General features: G+C 64.3%; 14 protein-coding genes. 9 read left to right on the top strand and 5 right to left on the bottom strand.

Annotation, left to right across the window (positions count from 1 at the left end; all coding sequences use genetic code 11):
- Positions 1–40 precede the first annotated feature (40 nt).
- The 4 genes from BRA1417_RS0106870 to BRA1417_RS0106855 all read right to left on the bottom strand — a co-directional run bounded on the left by BRA1417_RS0106870 (position 41) and on the right by BRA1417_RS0106855 (position 5207).
- Positions 41–2155 carry an acetate--CoA ligase family protein gene (locus BRA1417_RS0106870; RefSeq protein WP_027515195.1) on the bottom strand — a complete coding sequence of 705 codons (2115 nt, stop codon included), beginning with the start codon at positions 2153–2155 and terminating at the stop codon, positions 41–43.
- 160 nt (positions 2156–2315) lie between these two features.
- Positions 2316–3077: a hypothetical protein gene (locus BRA1417_RS0106865; RefSeq protein ID WP_027515194.1), complete on the bottom strand. Its 762-nt coding sequence runs from the start codon at positions 3075–3077 to the stop codon at positions 2316–2318.
- 2 nt (positions 3078–3079) lie between these two features.
- Positions 3080–3868, bottom strand: a complete 789-nt coding sequence (locus BRA1417_RS0106860; protein ID WP_027515193.1) for an enoyl-CoA hydratase — start codon at positions 3866–3868, stop codon at positions 3080–3082.
- Positions 3869–4001: 133 nt separating this feature from the next.
- Positions 4002–5207 carry an ABC transporter substrate-binding protein gene (locus tag BRA1417_RS0106855; protein WP_027515192.1) on the bottom strand — a complete coding sequence of 402 codons (1206 nt, stop codon included), beginning with the start codon at positions 5205–5207 and terminating at the stop codon, positions 4002–4004.
- 336 nt (positions 5208–5543) lie between these two features.
- Between BRA1417_RS0106855 and BRA1417_RS0106850 the strand changes: the two genes are divergently transcribed.
- Complete coding sequence (locus BRA1417_RS0106850) at positions 5544–6308, top strand: thermonuclease family protein (RefSeq protein WP_371259976.1); 765 nt, start codon at positions 5544–5546, stop codon at positions 6306–6308.
- Between the two features lie 134 nt (positions 6309–6442).
- Positions 6443–7834, top strand: coding sequence for a M48 family metalloprotease (locus tag BRA1417_RS0106845; protein WP_027515190.1), 1392 nt, complete (start codon positions 6443–6445; stop codon positions 7832–7834).
- Positions 7835–8007: 173 nt separating this feature from the next.
- Here the strand turns inward: BRA1417_RS0106845 and BRA1417_RS0106840 are convergent, their stop codons facing one another.
- A complete protein-coding gene (locus BRA1417_RS0106840; protein ID WP_027515189.1) occupies positions 8008–9333 on the bottom strand; it encodes an MFS transporter in 1326 nt (441 codons plus the stop codon).
- A 182-nt stretch (positions 9334–9515) separates the two neighbouring features.
- Between BRA1417_RS0106840 and cyoA the strand changes: the two genes are divergently transcribed.
- From cyoA to BRA1417_RS0106805, 7 genes are read left to right on the top strand one after another with little or no spacing between them, the layout of a single operon-like run.
- A complete protein-coding gene (gene cyoA / locus BRA1417_RS0106835) occupies positions 9516–10676 on the top strand; it encodes a ubiquinol oxidase subunit II (protein ID WP_027515188.1) in 1161 nt (386 codons plus the stop codon).
- 11 nt (positions 10677–10687) lie between these two features.
- Complete coding sequence (gene cyoB, locus BRA1417_RS0106830) at positions 10688–12685, top strand: cytochrome o ubiquinol oxidase subunit I (RefSeq protein WP_027515187.1); 1998 nt, start codon at positions 10688–10690, stop codon at positions 12683–12685.
- The gene (gene cyoC / locus BRA1417_RS0106825) at positions 12686–13315 is read left to right on the top strand and encodes a cytochrome o ubiquinol oxidase subunit III (protein ID WP_007599270.1); all 630 of its coding nucleotides are present in this window, start codon (positions 12686–12688) and stop codon (positions 13313–13315) included.
- Positions 13312–13704: a cytochrome o ubiquinol oxidase subunit IV gene (cyoD, locus tag BRA1417_RS0106820; protein WP_027515186.1), complete on the top strand. Its 393-nt coding sequence runs from the start codon at positions 13312–13314 to the stop codon at positions 13702–13704. The genes cyoC and cyoD overlap by 4 nt, the downstream gene beginning before the upstream one ends.
- Complete coding sequence (locus BRA1417_RS0106815; RefSeq protein WP_027515185.1) at positions 13701–14555, top strand: SURF1 family protein; 855 nt, start codon at positions 13701–13703, stop codon at positions 14553–14555. The genes cyoD and BRA1417_RS0106815 overlap by 4 nt, the downstream gene beginning before the upstream one ends.
- A complete protein-coding gene (locus BRA1417_RS0106810; protein WP_027515184.1) occupies positions 14527–15903 on the top strand; it encodes an ATP-binding protein in 1377 nt (458 codons plus the stop codon). Before BRA1417_RS0106815 ends, BRA1417_RS0106810 begins: the two co-directional genes overlap by 29 nt.
- Positions 15893–16426: a response regulator transcription factor gene (locus BRA1417_RS0106805; protein WP_027515183.1), complete on the top strand. Its 534-nt coding sequence runs from the start codon at positions 15893–15895 to the stop codon at positions 16424–16426. Before BRA1417_RS0106810 ends, BRA1417_RS0106805 begins: the two co-directional genes overlap by 11 nt.
- Positions 16427–16461 lie beyond the last annotated feature (35 nt).

The following is a 16461-nucleotide window of genomic DNA, read 5'->3' as shown; positions in this document are numbered from 1 at the left end:
GCTTCGCGGCGAGCCACCCTCTCCCACAAGGGGAGAGGGATTACTTCCTCCCCACCACCAGCGCATCCACGATCGTCACGCCCTGGCCTTCCGCGTGCACCAGCACCGGGTTGAGCTCGATCTCCGCGATCTCCGTCGCATGCTGTGACGCAAGCACCGAGATATCGGCGATCAACTGCGACACGGCCGCAACATCCGCCATCGCCGCCCCACGAAATCCGCTCAGCAGCGGCGCGGCTTTCAAGCGCGCCAGCATCGCGCCGGCTTCTTCCGCGCCGACCGGCGCCGGACGATAGATGACGTCGCGGAACAATTCGGTCGTGATACCGCCAAGGCCCACCATCACCATCGGCCCAAACGTCTTGTCGGTCATCGTGCCGATGATCATCTCGACACCCTGCTTCGCCATGGGGCAGACCAGCACGCCCTGAACGGCCGCCTCAGGCCTGTGCTTGCGCGCGTTGTTGAGCAGCGTCTCGAACGCGAGAAATACTTCGCCCTTTGTGGTGATGTTGACGCGCACGCCGCCGACCTCGCTCTTGTGCGCGATGTCCGGCGACTGGATCTTCAGAACCAGCGGAAAGCCGATGCGGGCGACGGCGTCGTCGAGTTCGCCCTTGTCCTTCACCAGCACCTCGTCCGGCAGCGCGATGCCGGCGGCGCGGAGCAATGCTTTGCTATCTGCCTCGGATAGAACCGGTGAGGTCAGATGGACGGAGAGATCGCGCGCCGGCGGCCGCGCTTCGTCCGTCGGCTTCGGCAGCTCGAAACGGGCATAATCGACGAGCTGCCGCATCGCGACGCCGACATGGGTGAGGCCCGAGAGCACCACGACGCCGGATTTGGCAAGCTCGCGCCGCGCGAAATCGGACGGCACCGTGTAGGAATAGAACACCACCGGCTTGCGCTGCGGGGCCAGCGCCGGCGTCAGCTCGGCTTCCTTGAAAGGCTTGCGGACTTCGCTCGACAGCGATAGCACGACCAGGACCGCGTCGATCTCGTCGGACGCGGTGAGCACATCGACGCTCTTTTGAAGGCCGCCCGAGGTCACACCCTGCGCAGTGACGTCAATCGGGTTGCGCGCCGTGCCGTAGGACGGCATCAGCGCCTTGATCTCCGCCTGGATTTTTTCGGAGAGCTCCGGCACCTGCAGGCCTTGCAGCGCCACGGCATCGGCGCCCCAGATGCCGGCGCCGCCGGAGACGGTGACCACGGCGACACGATCGCCTTTCGGCAACGGATTGCTCGCAAGCACGGCTGCGATCGTCAGCGCCTCGTCGAGATCGTTGGAGACGATGAAGCCATATTTGGCGAACACCGCGTCGTAGGCCGCCGACCATCCGGCCATGCTCGCGGTGTGCGAGGCGACCGCGCGCATCCCGGCGCCGGAGCGGCCGACCTTCGTGACGATGACTGGCTTCCTCAGCTCGGCTGCCCGCCGCGCTGCCGCGAGAAATCTGTCGACGTCGCGAATGCCTTCGATGAACAGCAGGATCACGTCCGTGGAAGCGTCCTGCACCAGGTAATCCAGGAACTCGCCCGCCCCGAGATCGGATTCGTTGCCAGCACTGACGACATAGCTCACGGCAATGCCGAGCGCGCTGGCACGGTGATAGTAGGCAAAGCCGATGCCGCCGCTCTGCGCGACGATGCCGATCCGCTTCGTCGTGGCGACCAGCGGCGTCACGCCCGGCTTGACGTCCACGGCGGGACTGAACGTCGCCGCCACGCGCTGCTTCTGGCTGAAAAAGCCTTCGGCGTTCGGACCGGAAATCCGCATGCCGGTCCGCCTCGCCAACGCCGCGATCGCGTCCTGCATCGCCGCGCTCTCGCCGCCCTCCTCGGCAAAGCCGGAGGAGATGATCACGGCGTTCTTCACGCCGACGGCAGCGCATTGTTCGAGCGCGGCGAGCACCGCGCGGGCGGGGATGAGGATGATTGCCAGATCGATCGGCGCGCCGATGTCGGTGATCGATTTGTAGCAGACGAGGCCGTCGATCTCGGCGTAGTTCGGGTTCACCGGATAGATCCTTCCGGGATACTCGTTCTTGCGCAACATCGACAGCAGCCGGCCCGGAATCTTCTCGTGATCGCGCGAGGCGCCGATCAGAGCGATGCCGGCGGGAGCGAAGAAGCTATCGAGCGGATGCGGCATGTTTAATCCTGGCTCTCAACCGTCATCCTGAGGTGCGAGCTGCGCGGTGCGCAGCACCGTACGGCGAGCCTCGAAGGATGAGCGGCCCCACCGGCGGCCGTCGCCCTTCGAGGCTCGCCAAAGAGGCGAGCACCTCAGGGTGACGGATCACAAGCAAGCATCAACTTACGCGGAATGTTACCCCGCCGAGCAAGAACTCGTTGCCCGCCACCGCGAGCCCCTTGGCCTTGGCGGCATGGAGCACCTGGGCCACATCTGTCACCTGAAACTCCAGCGCGCTCATGATTTCGCTGGCGCCTTTGACGAAGTGAAAGCTCGCATTGGGCAGCTTCAGCTCGGCCCCACCGTCAGCATCGCCGCTCGGCGCAACGCCGATGATCTTGCCCCAATGCTCGGCCAGCCCTTGCGGGTCCGGGCTCTGGATTTCCACGCTCGTCAACGCCTGCGTCACGTCCTTGCGGATGAATTTTTGCCAGTCCGGCCCCGCCGGTGGATACGGCCCCAAAATGTCGTCGCTGCCTTCGGTGTGGTTGAACTCGATGAAGGCGGCGCGGCAGTCGCGAGGATGGAGCTGCACGCCATGATAGGGCGCGTGGTCAATGACGTTGGCGGTGCGTACGCCCAGCGCGTTGGCGTTACGACCGCGCTCGTCGGGATCGTTGCAGCAGAAGATCGCCATGTAGCCGCCGCGCCCGCCGCTCTTCTCGATGAAGCGGCCGGCCGTGGTGCCGTCCTTGAACGGCGCGACCACCTCCAGCAGGATCGTGTCGACCGGCAGGAGCGCGTTCTCCAGGCCGTACTTCGCGACATTGCCGTCGCGGTAGCAGACAGCGAGGCCCATGATGTCCGCGATGTCAGAGATCACGGGCGCGAGCTGCGGCGCGACCAGGCAGATCTGCCGCAACCGCATATAGGGCGCCATGGTCATGCGCCCTTGAAGGTCGGCTTGCGCTTCTCGACGAACGCCTTTGCCGCCTCCTTGTGATCCTCGGTATCGCTGCAGCGGGTGTGGTGGATTGCCTCGCCATCGAAGCAATCCTCCAGCGCGAGATGCTCGGCGTTGTTGATGTTGCGCTTGATGAAGCCGAGCGCGATCGAGGGTCCTTGCGCCAGCGACAGCGCGAGCTCGTGCGCGGCCCTGTCGATCTCGGCGTCGGGGACGACCTTCGTCACCATGCCGATCGCATGCGCTTCTTTCGCGGTCAGCACCGGCGAGGTCAGATAGAGCTCGCGCGCCCGCGCGCTGCCGAGCAGCTGGGTGAGGAAATAGGTGCCGCCGTAATCGCCGGAGAAGCCGACCTTTGCGAAGGCGGTGGTGATTTTGCAGGATTCGGAAGCGACGCGGAGGTCGCACGACAGCGCCATCGACAGACCCGCGCCGGCCGCAGCACCATCGAGCTGCGCCACCACGGGTTTTGGCATCTGGTGCAGGATGCGCGACACTTCCATGCCGCGGCGCAGGTTCGCCATCTTCACTTCGAACGGCAGCGGCGCACGGCCCTCGGCCATCGACTTGACGTCGCCGCCGACGCAGAAGCTACCGCCCGCGCCCTTGAACAAGACCGCACGCACCTCCGGATCATCAGCCGCGCGCCGTGCCGCCACGACCAGCCCGGCGACCATATCCGGGTTGAGCGCGTTCTTCCGCTCGGGCCGGTTCATGGTGATGGTGAGCAGCCCGCTTTCGAGCTTTTGCAGGACCATGTCGTTCATGGGACGTCTCCCTTGTTGTTTTGCTTAGTCTATCACCACACTCGTCATTGCGAGCGAGGCGAAGCAATCCAGAAATGTTTCCGCGGAGACAGCCTGGATTGCTTCGTCGCTTCGCTCCTCGCAATGACGAGGTTTATTTCTTCACCAACGGGCAGCGCGACTGCTCCAGAGACTGGAACGCCTCGCTGCCGGGCACGGTGGCGAGCAGCTTGTAGTCGTCCCAGCGAGCCTTGGATTCCGACGGCTTCTTGACCTCGAACAGATACATGTCGTGCAACATGCGGCCGTCCTCGCGGATCTTGCCATTCTTGGCGAAGAAGTCGTTGATCGGCGTTTCCTTCATCAGCTTGATGACAGCGGCAGAATCCGTCGTGCCGGCCGCCTTCACGGCTTTCAGGTAATGCGTCACGGACGAATAGACGCCCGCCTGCGCGGAGGTCGGCGGCCGCTTCATGCGTTCGGTGAAGCGCTTCGAGAACGCGCGGGTGTCGTCATTGAGGTCCCAGTAGAAGGCTTCCGCCAGCAGCAGGCCCTGGGCCGTCTCGAGCCCGATCGAGTCGATGTCGGTGACGAAGGCAAGCAGCGGCGAGACCTTCTGGCCGCCCTTGGTGATGCCGAACTCGGCCGCCTGCTTGATGGCGTTGACGGTGTCGCCGCCGGCGTTCGCGAGCCCGATCACCTTTGCTTTCGAGGCTTGGGCCTGGAGCAGGAACGACGAGAAATCCGACGTGTTGAGCGGATGGCGCACGCTGCCGAGCACCTTGCCGCCGGTCTTGGTCACGACGGCGCTGGTGTCCTTTTCCAGATCCTGGCCGAAGGCGTAGTCGGCGGTGAGGAAGTACCAGCTGTCGAGGCCCGACTTCACGGCCGCAAGGCCGGTCACATTGGCCTGGCCGTAGGTGTCGAACACGTAGTGAATGGTATAGGGACCGCAGGCCTCGTTGGTGAGGCGGATCGAGCCCGGGCCGTTGAAAATGATGATCTTGTTGCGCACTTTCGCGATCTCGCCAGCGGCGAGCGCGGTCGCGGAGGCCGCGACGTCGTAGATCATCTCGACGCCCTGATTGTCGAGCATGTCGCGGGCGATGTTGGCGGAGAGATCGGCCTTGTTCTGATGGTCGGCAGCCAGCACCTGGATCTTGCGGCCGAGCACCTCGCCGCCAAAGTCCTCCACGGCCATCTTGGCCGCGGTCTCGCTGCCGGGGCCGGTGATGTCGGCATAGAGGCTCGACATGTCGAGGATGCCGCCGATCTTCAGTGGCGGCTTGTCCTGGGCCTGCACGGCGCTTGCACTCAGGGCAACCGCTGCGGCAAAAATTCCCAACAAAATATGCTTCATGGAAAAGACCTCCCTTATCGCGCCGTACTCTGATGGCGGCTTGGTTATTGCTCTTGGTTAAAAGCGTTGCCGCAATCATGCCGCATGCACAAGAGCGCAGCAAGCGCGAGCTGCGACGCAGGTCGTGCTTGTATCGCGCGTTTTCCGCAAAACGGAATGGCTCGGTCCGGGTCAATGTTTCTACTTCATTGCGAGCGCAGCGAAGCAATCCAGAGTCCCCCCCGCGGAAAGATTCTGGATTGCTTCGCTGCGCTCGCAATGACTGCCTGAGGAAGGCTCTTCGCGACACGCCGCGCTTGAGTTAAGACTGGCGCGTACGCAACCTCACCGGGCAACGTGATCCAACGGCTTCACCTGATCGCAATTCTTCTCATCGCGAGTCAGAGCGCATTCGCGAGCCCATGCCAGTTCGAGTCCCAAGGCGAAGGCCGCGTCACCGCGATCGATGCGCGCAGTCTGCGTCTCGATGACGGCCGGGAAATCCGCTTGACCGGCATCGAGCCGACCGCAACGACGAAGCAGGCGCTGACCTCGCTGCTCGTGGGGCGCGACGTGATCCTGCGCAGCGCCGACGACACGCCCGACCGCTATGGTCGCCAAGGCGCGCTGGTCTTTGTCGGCGAGAGTGACATCTCCGTGCAGGCGATGCTCCTCGCCCAGGGCGATGCCATCGTCTCCGCCGAGATCGCCGATAAGGACTGCGCGGCCGCCCTGATGGCGTCGGAGGCCGAGGCGAGGCGCCAAAAAAAGGGCAGCTGGGCTGACCCGTCGGCCATAAAAAACGCGGAAAGTCCGGACGATATTTTGGCGGGGATCGGGCGTTTTGTGGTGGTCGAAGGCAAAGTCCTGTCGGTCCGGCAAGCTGGGGCAATGACCTACCTCAACTTCGGCCGAAACTGGACACGCGGCTTCGCCGTGACTATTTCAAAGCGCATGGTACCCGCGTTCGAAAGCGCCGGTATAGCCCTTAAGTCTCTGGAAAATAAGCGTATTCGTGTCCGGGGCTGGGCTGAGGGGAATACGGGGCCGCGTATCGATATACGCCTCGTGGGACAAATCGAGTTGCTGGGCGCAAACGAGCCGACAGGGGTAAGGCCCTAAAAGGGGCCAGGCACGGGTTAAGCGACGTGAATGGGGTGCTAGGACGGCACGGACGAGGTGAACGCCGCCGCCTGCGGGCAGCGTCGGCTGCGCTATGCCTCGTGCTGGGTTCAGCCCTCGCCGGCTGCGGCGATATGGGCCGGTTTCAGACCGCGGCGGCCCCGCCGACCATAGCGATGCCCAAGCCGAAGCCGGCCGTCGCGCAGACCCCCGCCACCGAGAAGGAGCATGAGCGCATCCTGGCGAGCTATGGCGGCACCTACGATGACCCCAGGCTCGAATCGCTGGTCACCAAGACCGTCGACCGGCTCGTCGCCGCCTCCGACCGCCCCGACCAGGGTTACCGGGTCACGATCCTCAATTCCGGCGCGGTGAACGCCTTCGCGCTGCCGAACGGTCAGCTCTATGTCACACGCGGCCTGCTTGCGCTGGCGAGCGACACCTCGGAATTGTCCTCCGTGCTCAGCCACGAGATGGCGCATGTGCTGTCCAAGCACGCCGCGATGCGCGAGGACCAGGCCCGCCAGGCCGCGATCGTCACCCGCGTCGTCACCGACATGAGCAACGATCCCGATCTCACCGCGCTCGCGCTCGCCAAGACCAAGCTGACCATGGCGAGCTTTTCGCGCAATCAGGAGTTCGAGGCCGACGGCGTCGGCGTCGGGATTTCCGCCAAGGCCCATTTCGATCCTTATGGTGCTGCCCGATTCCTCTCGGCGATGGAGCGCAATGCCGAGCTGAAGGTCGGCAAGACCTCGCTCGATCCGCGCGCACAGGATTTCACCTCATCGCATCCGGCAACTCCCGAGCGCGTGCAGAACGCGCAGACCATCGCGCGGCAATACGCAGCGCCAGAGGGCGGCGAGCGCGACCGCGAGACCTATCTCGCCGCGATCGACAATCTCGTCTACGGCGAAGACCCCAGCGAAGGTTTTGTCCGCGGCCGGCGCTTCCTGCATCCGAAGCTCGGCTTCACCTTCCAAGCGCCGGACAATTTCACGCTCGACAACACCGCGCAGGCCGTGATCGGCGTGCGCGACGGCGGCTCGCAGGCGATGCGTTTCGACGTCGTGCGGGTGCCGGCCGAACAGTCGCTCGGCGATTACCTGAATTCCGGCTGGATGGAGGGCGTCGAGAAGGCCTCCACCGAGGACATCACCATCAACGGTTTTCCGGCTGCGTCCGCCACCGCAAAGGGAGACCAGTGGCAGTTCAAGGTCTATGCGCTGCGCTTTGGCAGCGACGTCTACCGCTTCATCTTCGCGGCCCGGCAGAAGTCGACCGAGAGCGAGCGCAATGCGCGCGAGACCGTCGGTTCATTCCGCCGCCTGACGCTCGAGGAGATCCAGGCGGCGCGCCCGCTGCGCATCAAGGTCATCACCGTGCAGCCCGGCGACACCGTGGAATCGCTCTCCCACCGCATGGCCGGCGTCGATCACCCGGCCGAGCGTTTTCGCGTGCTCAACGGGCTCGATCGCAACGCGCAGGTGAAGGTAAGAGATCGCGTGAAGGTCGTGGCGGATTGAGGCTGCGATAGCTCGGCAAATTCCGCCGTCGTCCCGGACAAGCGTAAGCGCAGATCCGGGACCCATAATCACAGATTACCGGAATGGGCACGCTGGTTGCTCCAGCATGGCTGCAACATAATCTGTCGGGGTAATGGGTCCTGGCGTTCGCCAGGACGACATTGGGATGAGCCCTAACCGCCCGCGTCCATATCTCCGGCCTCGCGCTGGCCGCTGAGCCAGAGCGCGAGCAATGTCCAGAACGCGCCTGACAGCAGGTACGCACCCGAAGCGATGACGCCGAGATTGGTCGCAAGCAACAGGGCGACCAGCGGTGCAAAGCCGGCGCCGAACAGCCAGGCCATGTCGGAGGTCAGCGCCGAGGCCGTGTAGCGATAGGCCTGCTTGAAGTTCGAGGCGATCGCACCCGACGACTGGCCGAACGACAGCCCGAGCAGGATGAAGCCGATCACCATGTAGATGGTCTCGCCGAACGCGCCGGCATCGAGCAGTTGCGGGGCGAAGCCGCTGTAGATCGCGATCGCGATCGCCGATCCCATCAGCAGCGACTTGCGGCCGACGCGGTCGGCGATCACGCCGGAGAGCACGATCGCGCCGACGCCGAACACGGCGGCGACGATCTCGATGATCAGGAAGCGCACCGGGCTTTCGCGGGTGAACAGGAACACCCAGGACAGCGGAAACACCGTGACCATGTGGAACAGCGCGAAGCTCGCCAGCGGCGCGAACGCACCGAGCATGATGTTCTGGCCTTCGCGCGCCACCGTCTCGGAGATGCGCGAGGGCTGCAATTCGCGGGTCTCGAACAGCGAGGCATATTCTTCCGTCGTCACCATGCGCAGGCGCGCGAACAGCGCCACGACGTTGATGGCAAAGGCGACGAAGAACGGATAGCGCCAGCCCCAATCGAAGAAATCGTCGGCCGACAGATTTCCGGCGAAATAAGCGAACAGCCCGCTCGCCACGATCAGACCGAGCGGCGCGCCAAGCTGCGGCACCATCGCGTACCAGCCGCGCTGCGAAGGCGGCGCGTTCAGCGCCAGCAGCGAGGCCATGCCGTCCCAGGCGCCGCCCCAGGCCAGACCCTGTGCGATGCGCGCCAGCGCCAGCAGCCAGATCGCCGCAGCGCCGATCTCGTGATAGCCGGGCAGGAACGCGATCGCGACGGTGGCGGTGCCGAGCAGGAACAGCGCCGAGATCAGCTTGGCCGTCTTGCCGTACCCGCGGTCGACCGTCATGAAAATGACGGTGCCGATCGGCCGGGCCATGAAGGCCAGCGCGAAGATCATGAAGGAATAGAGGGTGCCGGTCAGTTCGCTCGTGAACGGAAACACCAGGCGCGGGAAGACGATCACCGAGGCGATCGCAAAGACGAAGAAGTCGAAGAATTCCGAGGTGCGGCCGATGATGACGCCGATAGCGATCTCGCCGGGACTGGCCTGGTCGTGGCCGTGCTCGCCCGAGTGGTCTGCCATTGCGGGGGTCTGTGCCGTCGCCATTCGTGCGCCCTTAACGTCCTGAAAACCAAAGCCGACCGCCCGGCAAGGCGCCAGGCAATTTAGCCCTGTCTGGCGTAACATCCCGCACTGCAACATTGGACAAATTGTCCAATGTCCGGATTGCTGCGCCGCAGCTACCCCTTGGCCCCGCAAAAGAAACTCATTCTCATAAGGCTCGGCCCGTGTCCCGTTTCAAGATCCTGGCGCTGCTACCCCTGGCGGTTGCGCTCAGCGGCTGCAACTACGTCGTGCTGGCGCCGGCCGGCGATATCGCAGCGCAACAGCGCGACCTCGTCATCATCTCCACCGTCCTGATGCTCCTGATTGTCGTGCCCGTGATGGCGCTGACGGTGCTGTTCGCCTGGCGCTACCGCCAGTCCAACACCGACGCCCGTTACGAGCCGGAATGGGACCACTCGACCAGCCTCGAGCTGGTGATCTGGTCGGCGCCACTCTTGATCATCGTTTGCCTGGGCGCGCTGACCTGGATGGGCACGCATCTGCTCGACCCCTATCGCACGCTCGGCCGCATCCATGCCGACCGCGCCGTGGACCAGTCCAAGGCCCCGCTCGAGGTCGACGTCGTCGCACTCGACTGGAAGTGGCTCTTTATCTATCCGGACTACGGCATCGCCACCGTCAACGATCTGGCAGCTCCGGTCGATCGCCCCATCAACTTCCGCATCACCGCGTCCTCGGTGATGAACTCGTTCTACATCCCCGCGCTGGCCGGCCAGATCTACGCGATGCCGGGCATGGAGACCAAGCTCCACGCCGTCGTGAACCATGCCGGCACCTACCGGGGCTTTTCCGCGAACTACAGCGGTGCCGGCTTCTCCGGCATGCACTTCAACTTCCAGGGCCTCGACGACAAGGGCTTTGACGCCTGGGTCGCCAGCGCCAAGTCCGGCGGCGGCTCGCTCGGCCGCGCCGAATATCTCCAGCTCGAAAAACCCAGCCAGAACGAGCCGGTGCGGCGCTACGGCACCGTTGATTCCGATCTCTACCGCCTGATCCTCAACATGTGCGTCGAGACCGGCAAGATGTGCCAGAGCGAGATGATGGCGATCGACGCCAAGGGCGGTCTCGGCCATGAGGGTCTGAACAACACCCTGCCGCTGGCTTACGACAAGTACGCCCGCCGCGGCACGGCGCTTGGGCCGGAGCCGAGCTTCGTCGCCGGCACCTGCACGCCCGAGGCGCCGCAGGGCAGGACCACCGCCTCCATCACGGCACCTGTCGACACCGCGCCGCTGCTCGGCGTCGGCCTGAAGCGGCCGAGTTTCACGCCGCTGAAGTCCTCGTCCTTCTTCCTCGGACAACGTCCGAAGTCAGATTCGTAAAGAGATCCCGCATGTCTCCTGATCTTCTCAAGCTCATCTTCGGCCGGCTCACCTTCGAATCGCTGCCCCTGCACGAGCCGATCGTCGTCGGCACCTTTGCCGTGGTTGCGACCGGCGGCCTCATCATGGTTGCCGGCCTGACCTATTTCCGCGTCTGGGGTTATCTCTGGAGCGAGTGGTTCACCAGCGTCGACCACAAGCGCATCGGCATCATGTACATGATCCTCGGCATCGTGATGCTGCTGCGCGGCTTCGCCGACGCGCTGATGATGCGGTTGCAGCAGGCGCTCGCCTTCGGCGGTTCGGAGGGCTATCTCAATTCCCATCACTACGACCAGGTCTTCACCGCCCACGGCGTGATCATGATCTTCTTCGTGGCGATGCCGCTGGTCACCGGCCTGATGAACTTCGTCGTGCCGCTCCAGATCGGTGCGCGCGACGTGTCGTTCCCGTTCCTGAACAATTTCAGCTTCTGGATGACGGTCGGCGGCGCGGTGCTGGTGATGGCTTCGCTGTTCATCGGCGAATTCGCCCGCACCGGCTGGCTCGCTTATCCGCCGTTGTCGAACATCGGCTACAGTCCGGATGTCGGCGTCGACTATTACATATGGGGGCTGCAGGTCGCGGGCGTCGGAACGACATTGTCCGGCATCAACCTGATCTGCACCATCGTCAAGCTGCGGTGCCCGGGCATGACCATGATGCGAATGCCGGTGTTCACCTGGACCGCGCTCTGCACCAACGTGCTGATCGTCGCTTCCTTTCCGGTTTTGACCGTCGTGCTCGCGCTGCTCTCGCTCGACCGCTACGTCGGCACCAACTTCTTCACCAACGATTTCGGCGGCAGCCCGATGATGTACGTGAACCTGATCTGGATCTGGGGTCATCCCGAGGTCTACATCCTGGTTCTCCCCGCCTTCGGCATCTTCTCGGAAGTGACCTCGACCTTCTCGGGCAAGCGGCTGTTCGGCTACACCTCGATGGTCTACGCCACGGTGGTCATCACCATCCTGTCCTACCTGGTCTGGCTGCACCACTTCTTCACGATGGGGTCGGGCGCCAGCGTCAACTCCTTCTTCGGCATCACCACGATGATCATCTCGATCCCGACGGGCGCGAAGATGTTCAACTGGCTGTTCACGATGTATCGCGGCCGCATCCGCTTCGAGCTGCCGATGATGTGGACGATCGCATTCATGCTGACCTTCGTGCTCGGCGGCATGACCGGCGTGCTGCTCGCGGTGCCTCCGGCCGACTTCGTCCTGCACAACAGCCTGTTCCTGATCGCGCACTTCCACAACGTGATCATCGGCGGCGTGGTGTTCGGCGCGTTCGCCGGTATCGGCTACTGGTTCCCGAAGGCGTTCGGCTTCAAGCTCGATCCGTTCTGGGGCAAGCTGTCGTTCTGGTTCTGGGTCACGGGTTTCTATCTCGCCTTCATGCCGCTCTATGTGCTCGGCCTGATGGGCGTGACCCGCCGGCTCCGTGTGTTCGACGACCCGAGCCTGCAGATCTGGTTCATCGTCGCCGGCATTGGTGCCTTCCTGGTTTTCCTCGGCATCCTCTCGATGCTGATGCAGTTCGCCGTCAGCTTCCTCAGGCGCGAGCAGCTCAAGGACGTCAGCGGCGATCCCTGGGATGCGCGCACGCTGGAATGGGCGACCTCCTCGCCGCCGCCGGCCTACAACTTCGCTTTCACTCCCGTCGTTCACGACAATGATGCGTGGTGGGACATGAAGAGGCGCGGTTATCAACGCCCGCTCACCGGGTTCAAGCCGATCCACATGCCCAGCAGCACCGGCACCGGCATCATCCTGGCCGGCTTCGCTACCGCGATGGGATTCGGTTTGATCTGGTACATCTGGTGGCTGGCGGCCGCGAGCTTCATCGCGATGCTCGCCGTCGGCATCGGTCACACCTTCAACTATCACCGCGATTTCGACATTCCGGCCGAGGACGTCATCCGGGCCGAAGACGCGCGCACCAAACTGCTCGCCGGAGCCAAGTAAATGACTGTCGCTGTCAATCCCACGCAAACCGGCGAACCGGTGTTCTACCTCGCCGACGAACACCCGCATCCGGAAGGCTACAGCACCTCGCTCGGCTTCTGGATCTATCTGATGAGCGACTGTCTCATCTTCGCGATCCTGTTCGCCACCTTCGGCGTGCTCGGCGGCAACTACGCCGCCGGTCCCGCGCCGAAGGATCTGTTCGAGCTGCCGCTGGTCGCGGTCAACACCTCGATGCTGCTGCTGTCCTCGATCACCTACGGTTTTGCGATGCTGACGATGCAGCAGAACAAGATCGCGCAGACCCAGATCTGGCTGGCGATCACCGGGCTGTTCGGCGCCGCCTTCATCGGCATCGAGCTGTCCGAGTTCGCCCACATGATCCATGAGGGCGCGACGCCGCAGCGCAGCGCCTTCCTGTCCGCCTTCTTCACCCTGGTCGGCACCCACGGCCTGCACGTCTCCTGCGGCCTGATCTGGCTGGTGACCTTGATGGTGCAGGTCTGGAAGTTCGGCCTGATCGAGGCCAATCGCCGCCGCCTGATGTGCCTGTCGATGTTCTGGCACTTCCTGGACGTGGTCTGGATCGGCGTCTTCACCTTCGTCTATCTGCTGGGAGTTCTGCGATGAACACCGATATTCACGCCGCCCATGCGGGCGATCATCACCACGGCGATAGCCACGCCCAAGCCCATGCGCACGGCTCGTTCTCGACCTACATGCTCGGCTTCGTGCTCTCGGTCGTGCTTACCGCGATCCCGTTCTGGCTGGTGATGAGCGGCGCGCTTCCGAGCAAGCAGATCACCGCGCTCGTCATCATGGCCTTCGCGGTCGTGCAGATCGTCGTGCACATGATCTACTTCCTGCACATGAACACGACCTCCGAGAACGGCTGGAGCATGATGGCTCTGATCTTCACCATCGTCATGGTGGTGATCGCCCTGTCAGGTTCGCTGTGGGTGATGAACCACCTCAACAGCAACATGATGCCGATCCACCAGATGACCGGCATGAAATGACAGAGACCGGGACCGTGACCAGCAAGGCAAACGGGCGCGACGCTGCGCACTCGTCCTCATGGCTCACGGTCCTCTCCCTCACGGCCTTTGCACTTCTGATCGCGCTCGGTGTCTGGCAGGTCGAGCGCCGCGCCTGGAAGCTGGCGCTGATCGATCGCGTCGAGCAGCGCGTTCATGCCCCGGCCCAGCCGATCCCCTCGCCGGCGACATGGCCCACCGTCTCCGCCGCGAACGACGAATACAGGCACGTCAGCGTCACCGGCCGGTTCCTGCATGACCGCGAGACGCTGGTTCAGGCCGTCACCGAAGAAGGCCCGGGCTATTGGGTGCTGACACCGCTTCAGAGTAGCGATGGCACGCTGGTCCTGGTCAACCGTGGCTACGTGCCGTCCGACCGGCGCGACGCCTCGACGCGCCGGGACGGCAATCCGCAAGGCCAGGTCGAGATCACCGGCCTGTTGCGCGTAACGGAGCCAAAAGGCGGATTCCTCAGAACCAACGTGCCGGAGCACAATCGCTGGTACTCGCGGGATGTTGCCGCGATTGCGGCGGCACGCGGCCTCGATCACGTCGCGCCCTTTTTCATCGATGCCGGCGCTCGATCACAATCCGGCGGCGGCCCAATCGGCGGATTGACCGTGATCAGCTTTCCCAATAACCACCTGATCTACGCGCTGACGTGGTTTGCCCTGGCGTTCATGCTGACCGGCAGACTTATCGTCACATTCGGCGGCGGGCTGTTCCGTCGCAAGGAGCCCTGGAGCGGCTTCGTCCACGAAGCGGCCGGCGGCCCCGATGCTGTCGCCCGCAGGACGGGATCAGATGCTGGAACGATCGTCGAGCCCACCTGACGAAAGGACGCATGACGCCGTCACGCTGCAATCGCAGGCGGACGCGCGCAGCGAGCTGATCGGCGCTGCGCCGACCGACGACGAGACCAACCGCAAGAACATGGCGCTGCTGATCCAGCTGCGCTGGACCGCAGTGGTCGGCCAGATCGTGACCATCGGCGGCGTGCATGTCTGGCTCGGCATTCCCCTGCCGCTCACCCGGATGGGCGCGGTGATCGGCGCCCTGATATTTCTCAATATCTCCAGCCTGGTCTGGGTGCGCCATCGCGCCGCGATCACCAACAACGAGCTGCTGGTCGCCCTCATGCTGGACGTCGCCGCGCTGACCGCGCAGCTTTATCTCAGCGGCGGCGCCACCAATCCCTTCACCTCGCTGTTCCTGCTCCAGGTGACGCTGGGCGCGGTGCTGCTCGATGGCCGCTCGACCTGGTCGCTGGTCGCGCTGACCTGTGCGAGCTTCGTCTGGCTGACCGTGGCCTACCGGCCGCTCGATCTGCCGCCGAACCCGCTGAGCGAGACCTACACGCTCACGGTTGCCGGCATGCTGCTGGGCTTCGTGCTCAACGCCGTGCTGCTGGTGGTATTCGTCACCCGCATCAACAGGAATTTGCGCGAGCGCGACGCGCATCTGGCGGCGCTGCGCCAGCATGCCGCCGAGCAGGATCATATCGTGCGCATGGGCCTGCTCGCCTCCGGCGCGGCGCACGAGCTCGGCACGCCGCTCGCCTCGCTCTCGGTCATCCTCGGCGACTGGCGCCGCATGCCCGACCTCGCCGCCGATCAGGAGCTGGCCGAGGACCTGGCGGAGATGGAGACGTCACTGCAACGCTGCAAGTCGATCGTGACGGGCATCCTGGTGTCGGCGGGCGAAGCCCGCGGCGAAGGATCGTCGCCGACGACGGTGGCGGCTTTCGTCACCGCGCTGGTGGAAGAGTGGCGCGACGCGCGCTCGGCGCGCACGCTGTATTTCGTCAACACCTTCGGCGAAGACGTCGCAATCGTCTCGGACGTCGCGCTAAAGCAGGTGATCTTCAACGTGCTCGACAACGCCTACGAGGTCTCGCGCGACTGGGTCGAGCTCGTTGCCGGGCGCGAGGGCGATCATCTCGTACTGTCGATCAGCGATCGCGGCCCCGGCTTCGCGCCCGAGATGCTGGCCCAAATCGGAAAACCCTATCAGTCGAGCAAGGGCCGCGCCGGCGGCGGGCTCGGCCTGTTCCTGGTGGTGAACGTGGTGCGCAAGTTAGGGGGCAGCGTGACCGCCGAGAACCACAGGAAGCGCGGCGCCACGGTCCGCCTCACGCTGCCGCTCGCAACGCTCGCGATCGGAGGCAGCTTTGACGCCTGACCGTTCGCTCATCGTCGTCGAGGACGATGCCGGCTTCGCCCGCACCCTGAAACGTTCGTTCGAGCGCCGCGACTACGAGGTCGTGCTCGCCGCCTCGATCGAGGAGGTGCGGAAAGTTCTGGAGGAGCGATCGTTCGGCTATGCCGTCGTCGACCTCAAGCTCGGCGGCGCCTCGGGACTGGCCTGCGTCGAGCTCTTGCACACGCACGATCCGGAGATGCTGATCGTGGTGCTGACGGGTTTTGCCAGCATCTCCACCGCGGTCGAAGCCATCAAGCTCGGCGCATGCCACTATCTCGCCAAACCGTCGAACACCGACGACATCGAAGCCGCCTTCAACAAGGCCGCAGGCAATGCCGAGGTCGCGCTCGACGCCCGGCCGACATCGATCAAGACGCTGGAATGGGAACGCATTCACCAGACCCTGATCGAGACCGATTTCAACATCTCGGAAGCCGCAAGACGGCTCGGAATGCACCGGCGTACGCTGGCGCGGAAGCTCGAGAAGCGGCCGGTGAAGTAGGGAGGAGCGGATCGAAGCCGCTCCTCCTCTCCGCT

This window comes from Bradyrhizobium sp. WSM1417 (genome assembly GCF_000515415.1).
Classification (GTDB): Bacteria; Pseudomonadota; Alphaproteobacteria; order Rhizobiales; family Xanthobacteraceae; genus Bradyrhizobium.
This window is presented reverse-complemented; position numbering and strand designations above follow the sequence as displayed.